A 20,286-nucleotide genomic window follows, 5' to 3' on the forward strand; every position below is an offset into this window, starting at 1 on the left:
GACAGACATGGACACTCCGGCACGGCTGAACGATCTGCAACGCACCACCCTCGCCATCGTCCTCGCGGGCGGAAGGGGCACGCGGCTCGGGCCGCTTACCAATAAACGCGTCAAGCCGGCGGTGCACTTCGGCGGTAAGTACCGCATCATCGACTTCGCGCTGTCCAACTGTCTGAACTCCGGCATCCGCCGCATCGCGGTGGTCACGCAATACAAGGCGCACTCGCTGCTGCGCCATCTGCAGCGCGGCTGGAGCTTCCTGCGCGGCGAATTCGGCGAATTCATCGACCTGTGGCCAGCGCAACAGCGCGTGGAAGGCGCTCACTGGTATCGCGGCACGGCGGATGCCGTGTTCCAGAACCTCGACATCATCCGCTCGATCCGGCCGAAGTACGTGGTGGTGCTGGCCGGCGACCACATCTACAAGATGGACTACACGCGCATGATCGCCGATCACGCGGAAAGCGGCGCGGATTGCACGGTCGGCTGTATCGAGGTGCCGCGCATGGACGCGGTGGCCTTCGGCGTGATGGCCGTCGACGAAAACCGCCGCGTGACCGGCTTCGTCGAAAAACCCGCCGACCCGCCTGCCATGCCCGGCCGGCCGGACATCGCGCTCGCCAGCATGGGCATCTACGTGTTCAACGCGGATTATCTGTACTCGCTGCTCGAAGAGAACATCTCCAGCATCGAAACGGATCACGACTTCGGCAAGGACATCCTGCCGCGCGTCGTCACGCAAGGCACGGCGATCGCGCATCCGTTCAGCATGTCGTGCGTGTCGTCGGACCCGAACGTCGAGCCGTACTGGCGCGACGTCGGCACGATCGACGCCTACTGGGCCGCCAACCTCGACCTCGCCTCCACGATCCCGACACTCGACCTGTACGACCGTAGCTGGCCGATCTGGACGTATCAGGAACAGTTGCCGCCCGCCAAGTTCGTGCGCGACTTGAAGGGGCTGCAAGGCACGGGCAACAACCTGCTGGTGTGCGGCGGCTGCGTGATTTCGGGGTCGCAGATTTCGCGCTCGGTGCTGTCGTCGAATGTCAAAGTGAGTTCATTCTGTAACATCAGTGAGGCAGTCTTGTTGCCACAGGTGACCGTCGGCGCGAGCTGCCGGCTGCAGAAGGTGGTGATCGACCGCGGTTGCGCGATTCCGGACGGCACGGTGATCGGCGAAGATCCCGCGAGCGACGCCGAACGCTTCTACCGTACCGACGACGGCGTCGTGCTGGTCACGCCCGAAGCGCTGCGGCAGACGGTGAAGTAAGTGAAGTAAGGCCGCCGGGGTCGCCGATGGCGGCCCCGAAGGTGTCCCTGAGGTGTCCCTGAGGTGTCCCTGAGTTGCCCCTAAGTTGCCCCTAAGTTGCCCCTGAGCCGACAGAACCGACTGACCGCATTCCCTCATCGCAAACGAGACAAAGGCCTATGACGATACGCGCCCTGCACGTCGCAAGCGAGCTGTATCCCCTCCTCAAAACGGGCGGTCTCGCCGACGTCGCGGGTGCGTTGCCGCCCGCGCTGATCGAGCGCGGCGCCGACGTGCGAGTGCTGCTGCCGGGCTTTCCGGCGGTAGTCGCCGGTCTCGCCGACCTGCAACCGGTGGCGCGCCTGGGCCGCCGCTTCGACGCGCCGGACGTGACGCTCGAACGCGGCACCCTGCCCTCGAACGGCCTGATCGTCTACGTGATCCGCGCGGGCACGCTGTACGACCGGCCCGGCAACCCGTATCTGAACGACGAACACGTGCCGTACGGCGACAATGCGCTGCGCTTCGCGCTGCTCGGCTGGGTCGCCGCGCAACTGGCGCAGCGCCTCGACCCGGCATGGACGCCGCAGATCATCCACGCGCACGACTGGCATGCGGGACTCGCGCCCGCCTATCTGAAAGCGGCGGAGCGCCAGTCGGGCCGGCCGCTCGCGCGTTGTGTGTTTACCGTGCACAACCTCGCGTATCAAGGCGTATTTCCGGCGCAGCAGTTCGCTCAACTCGGCTTGCCCGACGACTTTTTCACGATGCACGGCATCGAGTTTTACGGGCAGTTGTCGTTCCTCAAAGCCGGGCTTTACTACACCGACCGCATCACGACCGTCAGTCCGACTTACGCTCGCGAAATCCAGACGATGGCTCAGGGCGGCGGTCTGGACGGACTGCTGCGCCATCGCTCGCACGATCTGAGCGGGATTCTGAACGGCGTCGACTACGACGTGTGGAACCCCGCCAGCGACACCCTGCTCGACTCGCATTACAACGCCACGCGCCTCGCCGGCAAGCTGGCGTGCAAGGAAGCGCTGCAAAAGCGCTTCGGCCTCGCGCAGAAAAGCGACGCGCTGCTGTTCGGCGTGGTGAGCCGCCTCACCGAACAGAAAGGCCTCGATCTGCTGCTCGAAGCGGTGCCGGAAATTGTCAAACGCGGCGGGCAACTGGTGGTGTTCGGCACCGGCGACCCGGCGCTCGAAAACGGCCTGAAGCGGGCCGCGCATGCGCATCCGGAATCGGTCGCGGTGGAACTCGGCTTCGACGAAACGCTCGCGCATACGATCGTCGCGGGCAGCGACGTGATCGCGGTGCCGTCGCGTTTCGAGCCCTGCGGGTTGACCCAGCTCTACGCGCTGGCCTATGGCTCGCTGCCGCTGGTGCACTGCGTGGGCGGACTCGCGGACACAGTGGTGGACGCATCGCTCGAAAATCTCGCCGACGACCTCGCCACCGGTTTCGTGTTCGAGCGGTTCGAGCCGAAAGGCATTGCCAGCGCGATCCGCCGCGCGTTCGCGCTGTACGACCGCCGCACCGAATGGAAGGCAACGCAGCGGCGCGCCATGCGCCAGGACTTCGGCTGGGGGGCGTCGGCCGAGCGCTATCTGGCGTTGTATCGCGAACTCACCTGAGCGGACTGCGGCACGCGCGCCACGCTGGCGCGCTGGCAGCCGCCGTTGCGCGCCGTTCGACAAACCACCATCCGTCTGATGGTTCGACGCAACAACCTCAGGGCCGGATCAACTCGCGCGCGGCAAACTCATGTATTGTTGCCTGACCCTGCAGGGCGTGCATTTTTCTTGCATGATCTGAAGCAATCCCGCCGCATGAGGCGTCCGGCTCCTGCCGGATCACGCCAACGCGGCGCACCTTCCCGTTTCCATTGATCGCGCATGAGCGCTTGCGCGGGCTACACCATGACGAAAAACGTTCTGAGCATTCAGTCCCATGTCGTGTTCGGGCACGCCGGCAACAGTGCGGCCGAATTCCCGATGCGCCGGCTCGGCGTCAACGTCTGGCCGCTCAATACCGTGCAGTTCTCGAACCACACGCAATACGGCCATTGGACCGGCGGCGCGATCGAGGCCGCGCAAATGGAAGCGCTGGTCGAAGGCATCGGCGCGATCGGCATGCTGCCGCGTTGCGACGCGGTACTGTCCGGCTATCTCGGCACGCCGGAGCAAGCCCAGTCGGTGCTGGAAATCGTCAAGGCCGTGAAGGCCGCCAATCCGCGCGCCTGGTACTTCTGCGATCCGGTGATGGGCGCCGCGAGCGGCTGCAAGGTCGAGCCGGGCATCCAGGAGTTTCTGGTACGCACCATGCCGGAAATGGCCGACGCAATGGCGCCGAACCATACCGAGCTGCAACGTCTCGCGGGCCGAGAGATCGAGACGCTCGAAGAAGCGGTGACCGCCTGCCGCGAACTGATCGCGCGTGGGCCGAAGCTGATCCTGGTCAAGCATCTGCTCGACCGCAACAGCCCCGCCGACCGCTTCAACATGCTGGTCGTCACCGAACGGGAAGCCTGGATGGGCCAGCGCCCGCTCTACCCGTTCGCGCGTCAACCGGTCGGTGTCGGCGACCTGACGAGCGCGGTGTTCGTTGCGCGCACGCTGCTGGGCGATTCGATTCGCGCGGCGTTCGAACACACGCTGGCCGCCGTCAACGCAGTGGTCAAGGCGACCTGGCAAGCCGGGCGCTACGAACTGGAACTGGTGGCCGCGCAGAACGAAATCGCGCAGCCGCGCGAGTGGTTCGATGCATGGGTGGCGGACAGCGCTTAAGCCGCCGCGCGGCGTGTCAGGTCCTATCACGTCCTATAATGCTTGCCGCGTGGACGAGGCATCGAGGCATGCCCTCGCCCACTCGCCACTTTTCAGGCATCAAGCATTCAGCAGACGAGGCATCGATGGACGGCTATATCCGCAGCGAGCGGGAAGAATATTTTGAGCAGTTGTGCGTCAGCGTCGACGCCGACGAAACTCACGAACAGGAAGCGATCGAGTTCTTCGAGAACCAGTTCGATCAGGCCGACTTCGATCCCGCGCAGTGGCTCGACATTGCGCTGTACTACTCGCCGGCCGTGGCGCGCGGCATCATCGAGATGGTGACGCCCGACGACCGCGCCCGCAGCAACATTGCCGAAGTGATCGCGGACAACCTCGACATCTCCTACGGCGAAGACGAATGCCAGCAGTTCGCCGAGACCATCGAGTTCGCGCTGAACAACGGCGTGCCGGTGGATATCGACCTCGTGCTCGACGGCTGCCAGCGCGCGATCGACGACCTCGACACCTGGGCCGACGACGACACCAAGGCGCCGTTGCTGCGTCTGCGTGAAGAGTTGCTGCGCCAGCAAGGCGAGCACTAAAAGCATCAAGCCCCACCGCCGGCGCGCTCGCGCCGGCGTCTTAAGCATGTGCCGTAATCCGCACCCATCCGCCCGCGCCGACAGGCCGCCAGCGTATGCGCTGCGGGCCCTGTGCCGAAATGCTCATTCAAAGCGCCTCGAACTGCCAAGACGGCGGCAAATTGGCTTTCTATATTCGCGCCAGATTACCCGGCGTGTGACAGCTACTGCGCGTATTCCAGCATTGTTTATGGCGACCGATCATCCGTAGTCTTGCGATGTGCGCCATGCCTCACCCTGCTTGAGCGCCGATCAGCGTTACTGCCTTGCCGCTTTCACACACCCTGAAACTGTCGATGGAAGGAGAGAGAGACCATGAGTCTTCGCACTACGCTGAAACCACTCGCATTGATCACTGGCGCCCTGTTCGCACTCGCGCCGCTGGCCAGTTCCGCCGATCAGACGGTGAAGATCGGCTTCGCCGCGCCGATGACGGGCGCCAACGCCGGCTACGGCAAGGATCTGGAAAACGGCGTGAGGCTCGCCATCGAGGAAGCCAACGCGCAGAAGATCAAGATCGGCGACCAGGTCACGCAATTCCAGCTCGTCTCCGAGGACGACCAGGCCGACCCGCGCATCGGCGTGCAGGCCGCGCAGAAGCTGGTGGATTCGGGCGTCTCGGCGGTGGTCGGCCACTTCAATTCGGGCACCACGATTCCGGCCTCGCAGATTTATGAGCAGGCCGGCATTCCGGTGATCGACCCGGCCGCCACCAACCCGATCATCACCGGGCGCGGCTTCGCGAACACCTTCATGGTGATTTCTACCGATGCGCAGAACGCCGGCAACGCGGGCGTCTACGCGGTGGAAGTGAGCAAGGCCAAGCGCATCGCGATCGTCGACGACCGGACCGCGTTCGGTCAGGGCGAGGCCGACGAGTTCGAGAAGGCGGTGAAAGCGCACGGCGGCACCATCGTGACGCGCGAGTACACCGACAACAAAGCGGTCGACTTCAGCACGCAGATCACCAAGATCAAGTCGACCAATGCCGACCTGGTGTTCTTCGGCGGCCTGGACACGCAGGCGGCCGGCTTCGCGAAGCGGATGAAGCAGTTGAGCCTGAACGCTCAACTGGTGGGCGGCGGCGGCGTGATGGACGAGGACTTCATCAAGCTCGCCGGCGACGCGGCAGAAGGCGCCCAGGCGTGGGAATACGGCCGGCCGCTGGCGCAGTTGCCGGGCGGCAAGGACTTCTCCGCGAAGTTCAAGAAGCGCTTCGGGGTGGATATCCTGTCGTACGCACCGTTCGGTTACGACGGCGCGTGGGCCGCGATCAAGGCGATGCAGCAGGCCAAATCCAGCTCGCCGAATGTCTATCGTCCGGTGTTGAAGGCGATCGATTTCGACGGCGTGACCGGCAAGATCTCGTTCGATAGCACGGGCGCGTTGAAGAGCGGGTCGTCGACGCTGTATCAGGTCAAGAACGGCGCGTGGGTGCCGATCGTGACGAAGAGCGGCGGTTGAGGTACGAGTTGTTTTAGCGACTTGAAGCGGGGTTGGCACGGCGTGGCTTCACGCCGTGCCAACCCCGCTACTTCGAAGTTGAATTTGAATTTGCCACCTTCGCCACCGTGGCTACCTTGACCACCAGCTCGGCGTCAAGGTCCCGCTCGATCCGCACGAGGTCGTCTTTCATGGCGGCGAATTCATCGGCGGTACACATCTGATGATCGAAGGCGGCTCGCAGTTGCCGCCGGACCTGCAACACGCGCGTCGATGGATCGAAAACATAGCGGGACGTGAACGTCAAAAACCGGTCCTGCACCGAGGTATCGACCGGCAAATCCGTCACGCGGACAAAGCGCGGCAACGTCATTTCCAGCGTCTCGTCAAACGCGCCACCCAGGCAGGCCCATGGCTGCGTTCTCGCCGGCTCGGCCAGCCACGCCTGCACCTGCGAACTCATTCCGCCCGACAGACTCGTCAACGCCGGCACCGCCGTGGTGCCGTCCGACCAGACGAAGTGCGCCACGCTGCCCTGCATCGACGTCGCAAACGGTCCGTGCGTGGCGCTGACGTCGTCCGTGCGTAGCTGGGCCGTGCCGTGCAGGCCCGTCATCAACAGCCGGTTCGCGGCGATCAGTTGCGTGCGCTGCCGCGTCGCTCGCCGGAACGTGTTGCGTTCGAGTTCCGCCGTGTACCCCGTGTCTTCGACGCGGTACGCGTAGTTCGCCGAGCCTTGTTCGTCGACGTCGATCTGCAGACGCGCGCGGCGCTCGCGTACTTGCGTGGCCGGCGTGCGCGACAGCACGCCGTCGTCGACCAGCAGCACCGGCCGGTCCATCACGCTCGGCGGCAGATAGCCGAACGCCACGCCGCCCGCCGTCGTGTCCGCGTACAACGCCAGCTCGGGGATCCACACGATCGCGTGATTGATCGCGCTACTGCCGTAACCGGGCACGGCCGGCAAGCTGTAGTACGGCCCGAGGTTGAGCAGCACCGCCTCGCTGCGAATACCGACCGCCGCCAGCAACGCGCTGTACAACGCGACGTGGTCCTTGCAGTCGCCGTAACGGTTATGCAGGATGTCGATCGCCTTGTGAGGAATCGCCGCCGTCTCGCCGAGAAACAACGCGACGTAGCGGATATTCAAACGCATCCAGTCGTAAAGAACTCGGGCTTTGTCGCGCGGATCGACGCTGCCGGCAGTTAGCTCCTGCGCCAGCCGGACGATCGCAGGATCGCTCATGGTGGCGTCGAGCGCGGGCCCGCGATAACGCGCCGCGAAACTCGCGAAGTCCGGCACCGTCGACACCATCAGCCGATCACCCCAGTTCGCGTAACCCACCGCGCCCGCTTCGAGCGGCGCGTAAGGCCCGTGCCGGTAGTCGAATTCGTAGCGGGTGCGGCCGTTGGCCGTGACCGGCGGCAACGCGGTGTAGCCGCGCGCGTCGGCATAGAGCGGCACGTCGGCGGGCAGATCGAAGATCAGGCGTTGCAGGTCGACGGGGTCGCGCGTCGGCTCGACCAGATAGGCGAACGTACCGGCCTGCAAAGGTTTCGTGCGGGTCTTGCGAAACGCCAGATGCACGCGCGAGCCGGGCTCCACGCCGGGGAAAATCACCGTGCGCAACACGCCGTCCTCGAAACTCGGCGCGCCGGCCGAGCGCGGCTCCTGCACGTCGCGAATCGCTTCCGGGCCAACCGGATGCGCGACGCCGTTCGGGTCGAGCGTTTCGGCGGCCAGTAATTGCACCTGCTCGATGTCCTTGTTGAACCACACATAGCGTTGCGCGATGTCGTCGACGCCACTCGTCGTATTGGCGCGCAGAATCGTGTCGTCGTGCTCTTCGATGGAGCCGTCTTTCTGGATCGTGAACAGGTGGACGTCGCTCTCCATCGTGGAGGGCGCGCGATCGTCGGCGGATGAGGCAGCCGTGTCGTCGGCGAATGCGGTGGCGACGCACGCGCCGCTTAACGTCAACATCGCGGCGATGCGGATCAACCCGGCGTGGCGCCTGTGGAGGCGACCTAAGCGGCGACCTGAGACCCGACCGGCCGTCACTCGCCCTCGCCGATCTGCGCCAGCAACGCCTGCAGTCGCTCCACATGCCGAAGCAGCAAATGGCGATGCTTCTCGATCTGCTCCAGCCGCCCTGCAAGATCGGCCTGGATCGGATCGTCGAGATCGGCGGCGGCGATCACGTCCTCCACTTTCGCGCGCAAGGCCGTCAGTTCGACCGGCGCGTGACTCAGATGCCGCTCGAAACGCCGCACGTCCTGAATCGCCAGATCGCGGACCTTGCGTAGATGCAACTGACGCCGATGCGCCTCGGCGTCGATCGTTTCCTCCTCGACGCGTTTAGCCGCCGCCGGTTGGCCGAAAATCGGTTCTGGCGGCCGCAGCACGGTCTTTTTTCGCACCGGATGCGCGGTGCCGCGAAAGCGCGCGAGCGGCTGTTCGTTGTCGATCGCCTCGCGCGCGTTGGGCGGAATGTCCTGCTCGCCATGCGGCGCGTTCATCCAGCCGTTCGGCAAACCGGTGACCGCTTCGATCCCGCGCACGAATTCCTCGCTGAATTCGCGCTGCCCGGACAACATCAGTTTCAGATAGCTGGCGGAGAAGGTCATCATGCGCGCGAGACGGGTCGCCGCGCCGACCTCGCGGGTCAACAGAACCAGGTTCGCTCGCCAGACCGGGAGCAACAATTCGTCGGAATCTTCCATCGCTGGGTCTTCCATCTTGTGGCCCGATGTAGGGATGCCGCGCTCGCACGCGTCATCGTTTTGAAAGGGTAGTCGCTGCGCGGCGCGCTGCGCAATCCCTGCGTTACATCGCCCGCCGCGCGGCGTTGCGGAAATTACACGCTACGTCGCGTCATTCGTCATCACGCTGCGAACCGCCACCGCTATCGGATTGCGGCCGGCACCGTTATTCATTGACCGATGGATTCATCGCGCGTTCATATGCCCATCGCTCACGGTGTGGCATGCTGACGATTCGTTGCGGCACGCGTCGTGCTGCAACGATAGCGCCACCACTTGAATTAAGGATTTTGTAATGAAGAAAATTGTCCTCACCCTTGCCGCCGCCGTCGTTGCTCTGAGCGCGATCGCTCCCGCACAGGCTTATGAGCATCACCGCGTATGCCACAAGGTACGTGTCCACCATCATTGGGAAAATCGCTGCCACTGATGGGCGTGCCGCCTGGCGGCACACATGCATCCGAGAAGCTCCGTCACAAGCGGGGCTTTTTTTATGCCATCACACCGACCGCAAACTGCCGACCGTCGATCCGGCACGACGCGCGGTAAGCCACGCCGCCCTATACGTTCTGCGCGAAAACGGCAGCATGCAATCACGGACACATGCTGTTACACCTTGACGGTGTGAGCCGACGCGGGCATGACGGCAACGCAAGGCGTCGCGTCATGAACCGCGTGGAAGCGGAAGAGGTGTTTGAATCGTCGGCGCGACGCGAGGGTCACGCCGCCTTGACGTGGTCCAGCGCGGTGGTCACGAGTGCTTCGAGCAAGGGCTCGATTTTCGTGGCGAGCGTTTCGTCATACGCGTACGGCATCTGCTCTTCCATATACGTGATCTGCGACAGCTCGAGCTGCACCGCATGCACGCCTTGCGACGGTTGCCCATACTGACGCGTGATATAGCCGCCCTTGAAGCGTCCGTTGGCGATCGCCGAATAGCCGCCATGCTGCTCGACCACAGCAGCCAGTTCCTCGGCCAGTCCCGCCACCGCGCTCGCGCCGTTCGACGAGCCGAAATTGAAATCCGGCAAGCGGCCTTCGAAGAAACGCGGCACGTGCGAGCGGATCGAATGCGCTTCCCACAGCAGCACCTTGCCGTGTTCCGCTTTCAGCGCGGCCAGTTCATTCGTCAGTGCGTCGTGATACGGCTGCCAGTAAGCGTCGCGACGACGGGCGATTTCGGCGTCGGTGGGCAGATGGCCGTCGAGATACAACGGCTCTTTGTCAAATGTATCGACAGGCAGCAGGCCGGTCGTGTCCTGGCCCGGGTACAGGTTTGCGCCGTCGGGCGGACGGTTCAGGTCGATCACGTAGCGCGCGTAAGTCGGCGCGAGAATCGACGCGCCCATGCGCTTCGCGAACGCATACAGACGGTCCAGATGCCAATCGCAATCGTCGGTGCGTTGCGCGACCGGCGTCATCGTCGCGGCGATATCGGCCGGGATTTGCGTGCCCATATGCGGGATCGAGATCAGCAACGGCAAACTGCCCCGATGCAGCGATACAACCGGCGGAGTGTTCAATGCAGTCATGTCAGTCCGGATTCGATGAGAGGGATGAGTCGCGACGATGCGTCAGTCGGGCGATTTATGCCGCGCGCCCGACCGGGCCGGTCATTTGAGCAGATCGGCGAGCGCCACGCGATAGCGCGCGTAAGCGCCCTCTTCATCGCGATGCCGGCGGTTCTCGACCACCTGAACGCCGCCCGCGTAGACGTCGCGCACCGGCGTCTCGCCATGCTCGCAGAATACAACGCCCGACAGCCACGCGCTCGGCGCATGTTCGGCGATGCTCGCATGGTCCGCGTCGAGCACCAGCCAGTCCGCGCGGCGGCCTGCCTGCAACGCGCCGACGGCGCGGCCGGCGGCGTGCGCGCCGCCGTCGAGCGCAGCGTCGAACAGACGGTCTGCCACATGCGTGGACTGCGCCGACGCCAGCACGTTGCGCTGCCGGCGCGTCAAACGCTGGCCGTATTCGAGCAGGCGCAATTCCGCGCGCCAGTCGACGCCGATATGACTGTCCGAGCCGATGCCGATGCGGCCTTGCGCGTCCAGATACTCTTGCGCCGGGAACAGGCCGTCGCCGAGATTCGCTTCGGTGGTCAGGCACAAACCGGCGACCGCACCGCTTCTCGCGAGCGCGAGCGTTTCGTTCGCATCGACATGCGTCGCGTGCACGAGGCACCAGCGGCTGTCGACGTCGAAGCGATCCAGCAGCCATTGCACCGGACGCGCGCCTTCGGTTTCGACGCACGCGTCGACTTCGGCGGTCTGTTCGGCGATATGGATGTGAACCGGCGCGTTGGCATCGATGCCGCCTAGTAGCGTGCGCAACGAATCCGCCGAGACCGCGCGCAATGAATGCGGCGCCACGCCGTAGCGCAACGTGGCGCTTTCGGGACGCGCCGCGCGCAACGTGCCGAGCAGATCGAGCAGACTCTCCGGCGTGTTGATGAAGCGCTGCTGATCGTCGCGCGGCGCACGCGAGCCGAAGCCGCTGTACTGATACAGCACCGGCAGCATCGTCATGCCGATACCGCTTGCGGACGCTGCATCCACCACACGTTGCGCGAGTTCAGCCTGGTTCGCGTAGCGGCTGCCGTCCGGCGTGTGATGCACGTAGTGGAACTCGCACACCGACGTATAACCCGCCTTCAGCATTTCAATGTACAGCCATTGCGCGACCGCGGCGAGGCCTTCCGGCGTGATGCGCGCGGCGAAGCGGTACATCAGATCGCGCCAGCTCCAGAAGTTGTCGGTAGCGCCTGTGCCCGATGAGGCGCGATATTCGGTGAGGCCGGCCATCGCGCGCTGGAACGCGTGCGAATGAAGGTTCGGCATGCCGGGCAATACTGGGCCGCCGGCTGTCCGCACGCCGGCAGGTACAACAGAGGTATCCGGCGTGACCGCCGTCAGCGTGCCGCTTGCGTCCCACTCGAGCAACACGTTGCGGCGCCAACCATCGGGCAGGTACGCATGCTCGGCAAACAGCGATTGATCTAGTTGTGTCATCTCTCAGGCCCTGGCTCAATTCACACGCGTATAAACGGTCTCGCCCGCGCGCACGACTCGCGCGCACAACGGACGTCCAATCCAGTAAGCCAGCTCGGCCAGCGAGTCGACCGACCACACCGCGAAATCCGCCGCGCGCCCTACAGCCAGCGAACCGTGCGTGTGCGCTTTGCCAAGCGCTTGCGCCGCGTGCGACGTCACGCCTTGCAGCACCTCGGGCACCGTCATACGGAACAGCGTGGTCGCCATATTCATCATCAGCAGCAGCGACGTGGTGGGCGACGTGCCCGGATTGCTGTCGGTCGAAATCGCGATCGGCACCTGATAGCGCCGCAGCAAATCCAGCGGCGGCAGTTGCGTCTCGCGAATGAAGTAGTACGCGCCCGGCAACAACACGGCGACCGTACCGGACGCTTTCATCGCGGCGACGCCGGCTTCATCGAGAAATTCGAGGTGATCCGCGGACAGCGCGTGATGGCGCGCGGCCAATACCGTGCCGCCACCGTTCGACAACTGCTCGGCGTGCATTTTCACCGGCAGCTTGTGACGCGCCGCGGCGTTGAAAACACGCTCGCTTTGTTCCAGCGAAAAACCGATGCGCTCGCAGAACACGTCGACCGCGTCGACGAGACCTTCATCGGCGAGCGCGGGCAGCATCGTGTTGCAGACTTCGTCGATATACGCGTCGGCGCGGCCCGCGAATTCGGGCGGTAACGCGTGCGCGCCGAGAAACGTCGTGTACACCGTCACCGGATAACGCTCGCCCAACTGACGCGCAACGCGCAGCATCTTGCGCTCGCTGGCGAGGTCGAGGCCGTAGCCGGATTTGATTTCGATCGTCGTCACGCCTTCGGCGAGCAGCGGTTCGAGCCGTGCGGCCGACTGCGCGAACAGCGACGCTTCATCCGCGGCACGCGTGGCGCGCACCGTCGAGACAATGCCGCCCCCCTGCCGCGCGATTTCTTCATAGCTGACGCCCGCGAGCCGCTGCGCGAATTCATCCGCGCGCTGGCCGCCGTACACCAGATGCGTATGGCAATCGACCAGACCGGGCGTGACCCAGGCGCCGTGCAGATCTTCGCGCGGCCAACTGGCGTAATGCGTGGGAAGTTCGGAGGCCGCGCCGAGCCAGACGATCTGGCCGTCTTCGACGGCGATCGCGGCGTCGGGCAGCGTGTGGTGGGGATCGCCCTGCGGGCAGAGTTTCAGGTGATGCCAGACGGTTTGCTTCATCGCGTGCTCGTTGCAGCTCGTTGCGTGTCTGTGGTGGTTCGCGTGCGCGCGCCTCGATGTCGCGGCGCGCGCACGCGAAGCGTCGTCATCGTTCGTAGTGGAGGCGGATTGCGAGCAAGGCGCCTGCGTCTTGAACCGCGCAGTGCAGCGCGTGCGGCGCGTTGACGCGCAGCGTGTCGCCGGTGGCGAGCGGCTGCGCGGCCGCGTCGCCGAGGCTCACCGATACGGCGCCTTCAGCGCAGTACAACAGCACGACGTCGGCGGATAAAGCGTGTTGCATCGCGCCGCGCCATACCTCGACTTCGCCGCGCGCCGCGCCACGTCGCACCATCAGATTGAAGTCGCGCGTTGCGCCGTCGACGAGGCGCGCGTCGATCGGCGTCTCGCCGGCAAATCGCGCGATGTCGAGCGGCTGCGTCAACGCGTGCGTCTTCACGACGTTCGCGCTGATCGTGCTGTTCGCGACGCCACTCGACGCGGCTTCGCCCACCAGCACACTCTCCGGCTCGGCGATTTCATCGAGCAACATGCCCGCGCCGGACAACAGCACGAGCGTGCGATCGATGCCCGCAAAACGCGAGAACGGCCCCGCTTGCGCGACATCCGCAATGCTCACGCGCCACACGAAACAATCGAGTCCCGCCTGCTCGGGCACTGCCGCCACTTCGCGCGTGACACCGCCGCCGTTCTTCCACGGCGCCGCCACGAGGTCGGCGCCGCGAATCAGCGTGACGCTGGCCATGCTGCCGACGTCAGCCATGTTCAACGGCCCAGCATCGGCAGATGCAGACCCGCCTCGCGCGCGGTTTCCTGCGCGAGTTCATAACCCGCATCCGCGTGACGCATCACGCCGGTCGCCGGATCGTTGAACAACACGCGGCCGAGACGCTCCTTCGCGGCATCCGTGCCGTCCGCGACGATCACGACGCCCGAGTGCTGGCTGAAGCCCATGCCGACACCGCCGCCATGATGCAGCGATACCCACGACGCGCCGCCCGCCGTATTCAGCAGCGCGTTGAGCAGCGGCCAGTCGCTGACCGCGTCGGAGCCGTCTTTCATCGATTCGGTTTCGCGATTCGGGCTCGCCACCGAACCGGTGTCGAGGTGATCGCGGCCGATCACGATCGGCGCTTTCAGCTCACCGGTCCTGACCATTTCGTTGAATGCCTGACCGAGGCGATAACGATCCTTCACGCCGACCCAGCAGATCCGCGCCGGCAGACCCTGGAACGCGATCCGTTCGCGCGCCATGTCGAGCCAGTTGTGCAGATGCGGATCGTCGGGAATCAATTCCTTGACCTTCGCGTCGGTCTTGTAGATATCTTCCGGATCGCCCGACAGCGCGACCCAACGGAACGGGCCCTTGCCTTCGCAGAACAGCGGGCGGATATACGCCGGCACGAAGCCCGGGAAATCGAACGCGTTCTCGACGCCCATTTCCAGCGCCATCTGGCGAATATTGTTGCCGTAGTCGAGCGTGGCCGCGCCGCGTTCCTGCAGCGTCAGCATGGCTTGCACCTGCCTGGCCATGGACTGCTTGGCCGGCGTGATGATGCTGTCCGGCGCGGTCTTCATGCGTTCGCGCCAATCTTCCACGCTCCAGCCTTGCGGTAGGTAGCCGTGAATCGGATCGTGCGCGCTGGTCTGATCGGTCACGCAGTCCGGCGTGATGCCGCGTGCCACGCATTCGGCGAACACGTCGACCGCATTGCCCACCAGACCGATCGACACCGGCTTGCCGGCCTGCTTCGCTTCGTCGAGCATGGCGAGCGCTTCGTCGAGCGTCTGCGCTTTTTTATCGACGTAACGCGTCTTCAGACGGAAGTCGATGCGCGTCTCGTCGCATTCCACCGCAATCATCGAGAAGCCCGCCATCGTAGCCGCGAGCGGCTGCGCGCCGCCCATGCCGCCCAGACCGCCGGTCAGAATCCAGCGGCCCTTCGGGTCGCCGTTGAAATGCTGGTTCGCCACCGAGAAGAACGTCTCGTAGGTGCCCTGCACGATCCCCTGGCTGCCGATGTAGATCCAACTGCCCGCCGTCATCTGGCCGTACATCATCAGGCCCTTGCGATCGAGTTCGTGGAAGTGTTCCCACGTCGCCCAATGCGGCACCAGATTCGAATTCGCCAGCAGCACGCGCGGCGCGTCGGCATGCGTGCGGAATACGCCGACCGGCTTGCCCGATTGAATCAGCAGCGTTTCGTTCTCTTCGAGGTCTTTGAGCGACGCGAGGATCTGATCGAAACAATCCCAGTTGCGCGCGGCCCGGCCAATACCGCCGTACACGACCAGCGCATGCGGATGCTCGGCGACTTCCGGGTCCAGGTTGTTCTGGATCATCCGGTACGCGGCTTCCGCGATCCAGGTCTTGCAGGTCTTTTCCGCGCCGCGCGGTGCGCGGATGGTACGGGTGGGATCGAGACGCGGGTCGATGTGCTTCGGGTTGTTCATGATGGCCCTCGGAATGCTTGAAGATGGTCGGGAGAGGTTCGGAAAACGAGTCGGGGAAAACGGTGAATCAGAAATGTCCGGTGAAGCGGTAACGGCTGCCGGGATGCCAGAGATTCGCGATCGACGCGACCTGGCTTTGCGACCACGTGCGCCGGTGCAGCACGAGGCACGGTTCGAGTTCGTCCATGGTCAATAGCTCGCGCGTGTCGGCGTCGGCGGCCAGCGCTTCGATGCGGTATTCGACGCGCTGCAGCGGCGCCACCCGCACGAGATACTGGTTCGGCGTGGTGTTGGTGAAGTCCTGCAGCGCGTATTCGGGCGCCACCGCCGGATTGACCCAGCGTTCTTCGAGCTGCACCGGTTCGTCGTTTTCGAAATGCAGCACGCGCGAATGGAACACCGGACTGCCGGCGCTCACCTGCATCTCTTCGGCAAGTGCTGCGTCGGCAATGCTCGCGCCGATATGCAGCACCTTCGCCTGATAGCGATGACCGCGCGCGACGATCTCGTCGGAAATACTGCGGATCGCCACCAGCGTCGATTCGTACTTAGGACGCGCCACGAAGGTGCCCGAACCCTGCACCCGCGTGAGCACCTGCTCCGAGGTCAACTCGCGCAGCGCGCGGTTCACCGTCATACGCGCCACGCTGAACTCACGCGCGAGTTCGTTTTCCGACGGCACCTGGTCGCCTTCAGACCACTCGCCCGCGTGAATGCGCGCGAGGATGAAGTCCTTGATGCCCTGATAGGCGGGTGCGTTCATTAACGTGCTCGGCTTGAATGCGTGAGTCGGGTGCGTGATTACGGCTTACTGTTCGGAGGCAAACGCGAACGGGCTCAGCTTCGCGATCGTGCCGCTCTGCACGAGCTTCGTGACCGCCTCGATATCCGGCGCGAAGTAGTGATCGAGCTCGTAATGCGCGACGTCCTTGCGCACCGCGTCCATCACCTTTTGCAGGCTCGGGCTGGTCTTGTGCGGCGCGCGCAGATCGACACCTTGCGCGGCGGCGAGCAATTCGATCGACAGGATGTTCGCGGTGTTTTCGGCAATGTCGCCGAGCTTGCGCGCAGCGAACGTCGCCATCGACACGTGGTCTTCCTGGTTCGCGGACGTGGGCAGCGAATCCACCGACGCCGGATGCGCGAGCGTCTTGTTTTCCGACGCCAAAGCAGCGGCCGTCACGTGCGCGATCATGAAGCCCGAATTCACGCCACCGTCGCGCACGAGGAACGGCGGCAGACCCGACAGCGTCGCGTCGATCAGCAGCGCGATGCGGCGTTCGGCCAGCGCGCCGATTTCGGCGGCGGCGAGCGCGAGGTTGTCGGCGGCGAAGGCGACCGGCTCGGCGTGGAAGTTCCCACCCGACAGCACTTCGCCGGTGTCCGGGAAAATCAGCGGATTGTCGGAGACCGCGTTGGCTTCGAGCAGCAGCACGTTGGCGGCGTGGCGCATCTGGTCGAGACACGCGCCCATGACTTGCGGCTGGCAGCGCAGGCTGTACGGGTCCTGCACCTTGTCGCAATCGGCATGCGAGACGTTGATGCCCGAACCGTCGAGCAGCGAACGGTAAGCCGTGGCCGCGTCGATCTGGCCTTGATGGCCGCGCAGTTCGTGAATGCGTGCATCGAACGGCTTGACCGAACCGGCCGCCGCGTCCACCGATAACGAGCCCGACACCAGCGCGGTGCGGTACAGGTCTTCGATCGCGAACATGTTGTAGAGCGCGAGCGCGGTCGACGCTTGCGTGCCGTTCAGCAGCGCGAGGCCTTCCTTGGCTTGCAGCGTGAGCGGCTTGAGGCCGACCAGCGCGAGGCCTTCGGTCGCGGGCATGCGCTCGCCCTTCGCGAACACATCGCCGACGCCGAGCAGCGCCGCCGACATATGCGCGAGCGGTGCGAGATCGCCCGATGCGCCGACCGAGCCCTTGACCGGAATCACCGGCAGCACGTCGGCGTTGTACAGCGTGATCAGCGCCTCCATCACTTCGCGACGAATGCCCGAGTGGCCGCGGCCGAGGCTCGACAGCTTCAGCGCGATCAGCAGACGCACCACCGGACGCGACATCGGCACACCCACGCCGACCGCATGCGACAGCACCAGATTGCGCTGCAGCAGTTCGAGCTGGTCGTGCGGAATATGCGTGCTGGCGAGGCGCCCGAAACCGGTGTTGATGCCGTAGGCCGGCTCGCCCTTCGCGGCGATGTCGGCAACGGCTTGCGCGCAGGCGTCGATGGCGGCGTGGCTGGCGGGATCGAGTTGCAGCGCGACGTGTTCGCGAGCGATCTGGCGCAGTTGCGGGAGGGTCAGGTAGCCGGGCTTCAGAATCATCATGGTGTGTGTTCCTGTCTATACAATTTGAGAGAAGTCTAGCGGCACCGTCTTGTATATACAACTTGTTTTTAATCGCCCGGGCCTAGGGGTTTCCATTAGGGAGCGAGCTGTCCGGCATATTGCTGCGAAGGCCGGCGGTGTCGGGCGGTGGCTCGATTGGCGCATGAGCGCTTCCCGTTGCGCTCAACTTGTATATACACGTCCAAAATATGAGTCGCCAAGTGGAAAAAAAACCGCCCTGCGGCGGCGGCCGATCCAGACCCACCGCCACATCGCCACGTCGATTCAAGAGTTATAGGAGAGCCGGTTGAACGCACAACGCGAAACGCGCGGCTAAAGCTTCACGCGCGCCGCGATGAATTCCAGAAAACACTGCACGCGCCCCGTCAGCGACGCGCTCTGGTAATACACCGCGCTCACCGGCTGCCGCTCGTCGCGCAGCAGGTTGCCGAGAATCGGCACGAGGCGACCGTCGCGCACGTCGGCGGCGGTCATGAAGTCGGCCAGACAGGCCACGCCCCAGCCCGACAACGCCAGTTGTCGCAAGGTTTCGCCGCTCGACGCGGTGATCGACGGTTCGATCCTGAACGACTCGGCGCCGGCCTTGCGCCCTTCGCGCAACGGCCAGCGGTTCAGATGCTCCGGCGCCGTGAAACCAATCAATCGATGCGCGCGCAACGCTTCCACCGACTTCGGCTCGCCATATTCGGCCAGATACGCGGGGCTCGCGAGCACCCGTAGCTTGCTGGTGCCCAGCGCACGCGCATGCAGCGTCGAGTCCTGCAGCGCGCCGATCCGGATCGCGATGTCCACCTTCTGTTCCAGCAAATCGACGATCCGCTCGCTGCTGGTCAATTCCAGCCGCACGTCCGGATAGAGCGCCGAAAACGCCTTCATATGCGGGGCGACGCAATGGAGCATGAACGGCGACGCCGCGTCCACCCGCAAGCGCCCGGAAGGCCGCCCTCGCCCGCTCGTAACCGATTCCTCGGCCTCCTCCATCGCCGCGAGAATCGCCCGGGCGCGTTGCAGGAACGCCTCGCCTTCTTCGGTCAATTGCAGACGGCGGGTCGTGCGCCGCACGAGCGCGGTGTCGAGTTTCTGTTCGAGGCGCGTGAGCGCGCGGCTCACGCCGGAAACCGTCTGCTCCAGCTTCTCCGCCGCCTTGGTGATCGAGCCGCTGTCGATCACGGTGACGAACACCAGCAGCTCATCCGTGGAAGTTTTCATTGTTGATTTCAAGTCAATATTGATTTGAGACTAACACGCTTTTTGCGAGAATCAAGACGACGGATACTGGTTGCCTGTCATCGTGTTTCCAACTAGGAGAACGTCTTGAAGATCTTCATCACGGGCGCAAGCGGGTTTATCGGCGGGTCGATTGCGGCGCATCTGGCGCGCGCCGGCCACGGCGTGCGCGGTTTGATCCGCAATCCCGAGCATGCCGCCGAATTGCAACGCCTCGGCATCGAACCGGTGGTCGGTACTCTCGACGACCGCGCGCTGCTGATTGCCGAAGCGCAAGCCGCGGACGCCGTCATCAACGCCGCCAGCAGCGACCATGAAGGCGCGGTGAAAGCGTTGATCGAAGGACTCGCAGGCTCCGGCAAGGTGCTGTTGCATACCAGCGGATCGAGCATCGTCGGCGATGCGTCGGGTGGCGAAGCGGGCCAGTCGCGCATCTATCACGAAGACGCGCTGCCCACGCCGACCGCCGACAAAGCGGCCCGCGTCGCGATCGACCAACTCGTGCTCGACGCCGCGCGCCAGAACATCCGTTCGGCGGTGCTGTGCAATACGCTGATCTATGGTCACGGTGCGGTGCCGGGCAGTGCGAGCGTGCAGTTGCCGCGCCTCGTGCGGCAGGCGCAAAAGAGCGGCGTGGTGCGTCATGTGGGCAGCGGCGGCAACGTCTGGTCGAACGTGCATATCGACGACGTCGCCGAACTGTATCGACTCGCGCTCGAGAAAACGCCGGCCGGCACGTTCTATTTCGTCGAAAGCGGCGAAGCGTCGTTCCGCGACATGAGCGCGGCTATCGCGCGCGCGATGAAACTGGGCGAGCCGCAAGACTGGCCGCTCGACGAAGCGCAGAAGGAATGGGGCTACGAAATGGCCTCGTACGGCCTCGGTTCGAACAGCCGTGTGCGCGGTGTGCGCGCACGCAAACTGCTCGGCTGGCAGCCCAAGCGCAGCTCGGTGATCGACTGGATCGAGCACGACATGATGTGATGTGTTCGGCGGGACTTTCTTCGGGACGTCCCCCCGCGAAAACGTAATCCGTGTAAGCGGCGCCGTTGCGAATTCGTAAGCTCAACTCGCTAGAATCGCGCTCAACTGATCGTGCGATTCGATTCTGCGAGTCGCCCCTGAGCCCGGATTG

At 64.6% G+C, this 20,286-nt stretch carries 17 protein-coding genes; 7 read left to right on the forward strand and 10 right to left on the reverse strand.

All coding sequences use genetic code 11. The features are described 5' to 3' along the window. Window positions 1–7 precede the first annotated feature (7 nt). The 5 genes from glgC to GGD40_RS05585 all read left to right on the forward strand — a co-directional run bounded on the left by glgC (window position 8) and on the right by GGD40_RS05585 (window position 6,134). Complete coding sequence (glgC, locus tag GGD40_RS05565) at window positions 8–1,273, forward strand: glucose-1-phosphate adenylyltransferase (RefSeq protein WP_179705464.1); 1,266 nt, start codon at window positions 8–10, stop codon at window positions 1,271–1,273. Between the two features lie 158 nt (window positions 1,274–1,431). Next, complete coding sequence (gene glgA, locus GGD40_RS05570) at window positions 1,432–2,892, forward strand: glycogen synthase GlgA (RefSeq protein ID WP_179705466.1); 1,461 nt, start codon at window positions 1,432–1,434, stop codon at window positions 2,890–2,892. Between the two features lie 285 nt (window positions 2,893–3,177). After that, window positions 3,178–4,044 (forward strand): pyridoxal kinase PdxY, encoded by an 867-nt coding sequence (gene pdxY, locus GGD40_RS05575; RefSeq protein WP_179705468.1) that lies wholly within the window; start codon window positions 3,178–3,180, stop codon window positions 4,042–4,044. A 125-nt stretch (window positions 4,045–4,169) separates the two neighbouring features. Then, complete coding sequence (locus GGD40_RS05580; RefSeq protein WP_035551167.1) at window positions 4,170–4,631, forward strand: hypothetical protein; 462 nt, start codon at window positions 4,170–4,172, stop codon at window positions 4,629–4,631. 354 nt (window positions 4,632–4,985) lie between these two features. Continuing rightward, a complete protein-coding gene (locus GGD40_RS05585; protein ID WP_179705470.1) occupies window positions 4,986–6,134 on the forward strand; it encodes a branched-chain amino acid ABC transporter substrate-binding protein in 1,149 nt (382 codons plus the stop codon). 67 nt (window positions 6,135–6,201) lie between these two features. Here GGD40_RS05585 and GGD40_RS05590 read toward each other — a convergent pair whose 3' ends face one another. Then, window positions 6,202–8,097 (reverse strand): DUF3857 domain-containing transglutaminase family protein, encoded by a 1,896-nt coding sequence (locus GGD40_RS05590; protein WP_179743044.1) that lies wholly within the window; start codon window positions 8,095–8,097, stop codon window positions 6,202–6,204. 74 nt (window positions 8,098–8,171) lie between these two features. Beyond that, window positions 8,172–8,837: a hypothetical protein gene (locus GGD40_RS05595; RefSeq protein WP_179705472.1), complete on the reverse strand. Its 666-nt coding sequence runs from the start codon at window positions 8,835–8,837 to the stop codon at window positions 8,172–8,174. Between the two features lie 334 nt (window positions 8,838–9,171). Here GGD40_RS05595 and GGD40_RS36815 point away from each other — a divergent pair, with 334 nt between their 5' ends. Then, window positions 9,172–9,306 (forward strand): hypothetical protein, encoded by a 135-nt coding sequence (locus GGD40_RS36815; RefSeq protein WP_257030350.1) that lies wholly within the window; start codon window positions 9,172–9,174, stop codon window positions 9,304–9,306. A 289-nt stretch (window positions 9,307–9,595) separates the two neighbouring features. Here GGD40_RS36815 and hutG read toward each other — a convergent pair whose 3' ends face one another. The 8 genes from hutG to GGD40_RS05635 form a co-directional block, all read right to left on the reverse strand. After that, window positions 9,596–10,408 (reverse strand): N-formylglutamate deformylase, encoded by an 813-nt coding sequence (gene hutG / locus GGD40_RS05600; protein WP_179743045.1) that lies wholly within the window; start codon window positions 10,406–10,408, stop codon window positions 9,596–9,598. An 81-nt stretch (window positions 10,409–10,489) separates the two neighbouring features. Continuing rightward, window positions 10,490–11,887, reverse strand: a complete 1,398-nt coding sequence (locus tag GGD40_RS05605; protein ID WP_179743046.1) for a formimidoylglutamate deiminase — start codon at window positions 11,885–11,887, stop codon at window positions 10,490–10,492. A gap of 15 nt (window positions 11,888–11,902) precedes the next feature. Continuing rightward, complete coding sequence (gene hutI, locus GGD40_RS05610; protein WP_179743047.1) at window positions 11,903–13,120, reverse strand: imidazolonepropionase; 1,218 nt, start codon at window positions 13,118–13,120, stop codon at window positions 11,903–11,905. 85 nt (window positions 13,121–13,205) lie between these two features. Next, a complete protein-coding gene (locus GGD40_RS05615; RefSeq protein WP_179743048.1) occupies window positions 13,206–13,880 on the reverse strand; it encodes a HutD/Ves family protein in 675 nt (224 codons plus the stop codon). A 2-nt stretch (window positions 13,881–13,882) separates the two neighbouring features. Beyond that, the gene (hutU, locus tag GGD40_RS05620; protein ID WP_179705482.1) at window positions 13,883–15,571 is read right to left on the reverse strand and encodes a urocanate hydratase; all 1,689 of its coding nucleotides are present in this window, start codon (window positions 15,569–15,571) and stop codon (window positions 13,883–13,885) included. Window positions 15,572–15,638: 67 nt separating this feature from the next. Next, entirely contained in the window at window positions 15,639–16,334 is a 696-nt protein-coding gene (gene hutC, locus GGD40_RS05625; RefSeq protein ID WP_179705484.1) for a histidine utilization repressor, read from the reverse strand. 45 nt (window positions 16,335–16,379) lie between these two features. Beyond that, window positions 16,380–17,903, reverse strand: a complete 1,524-nt coding sequence (hutH, locus tag GGD40_RS05630) for a histidine ammonia-lyase (RefSeq protein WP_179743049.1) — start codon at window positions 17,901–17,903, stop codon at window positions 16,380–16,382. Window positions 17,904–18,236: 333 nt separating this feature from the next. Beyond that, a complete protein-coding gene (locus GGD40_RS05635; protein WP_035551193.1) occupies window positions 18,237–19,133 on the reverse strand; it encodes a LysR family transcriptional regulator in 897 nt (298 codons plus the stop codon). 105 nt (window positions 19,134–19,238) lie between these two features. On the opposite strand from GGD40_RS05635, the gene GGD40_RS05640 reads away from it, so the two are divergent. Beyond that, window positions 19,239–20,135 carry an NAD-dependent epimerase/dehydratase family protein gene (locus GGD40_RS05640; protein ID WP_179743050.1) on the forward strand — a complete coding sequence of 299 codons (897 nt, stop codon included), beginning with the start codon at window positions 19,239–19,241 and terminating at the stop codon, window positions 20,133–20,135. The last annotated feature ends 151 nt before the right edge of the window (window positions 20,136–20,286 follow it).

Source organism: Paraburkholderia bryophila (assembly GCF_013409255.1).
Classification (GTDB): Bacteria; Pseudomonadota; Gammaproteobacteria; order Burkholderiales; family Burkholderiaceae; genus Paraburkholderia.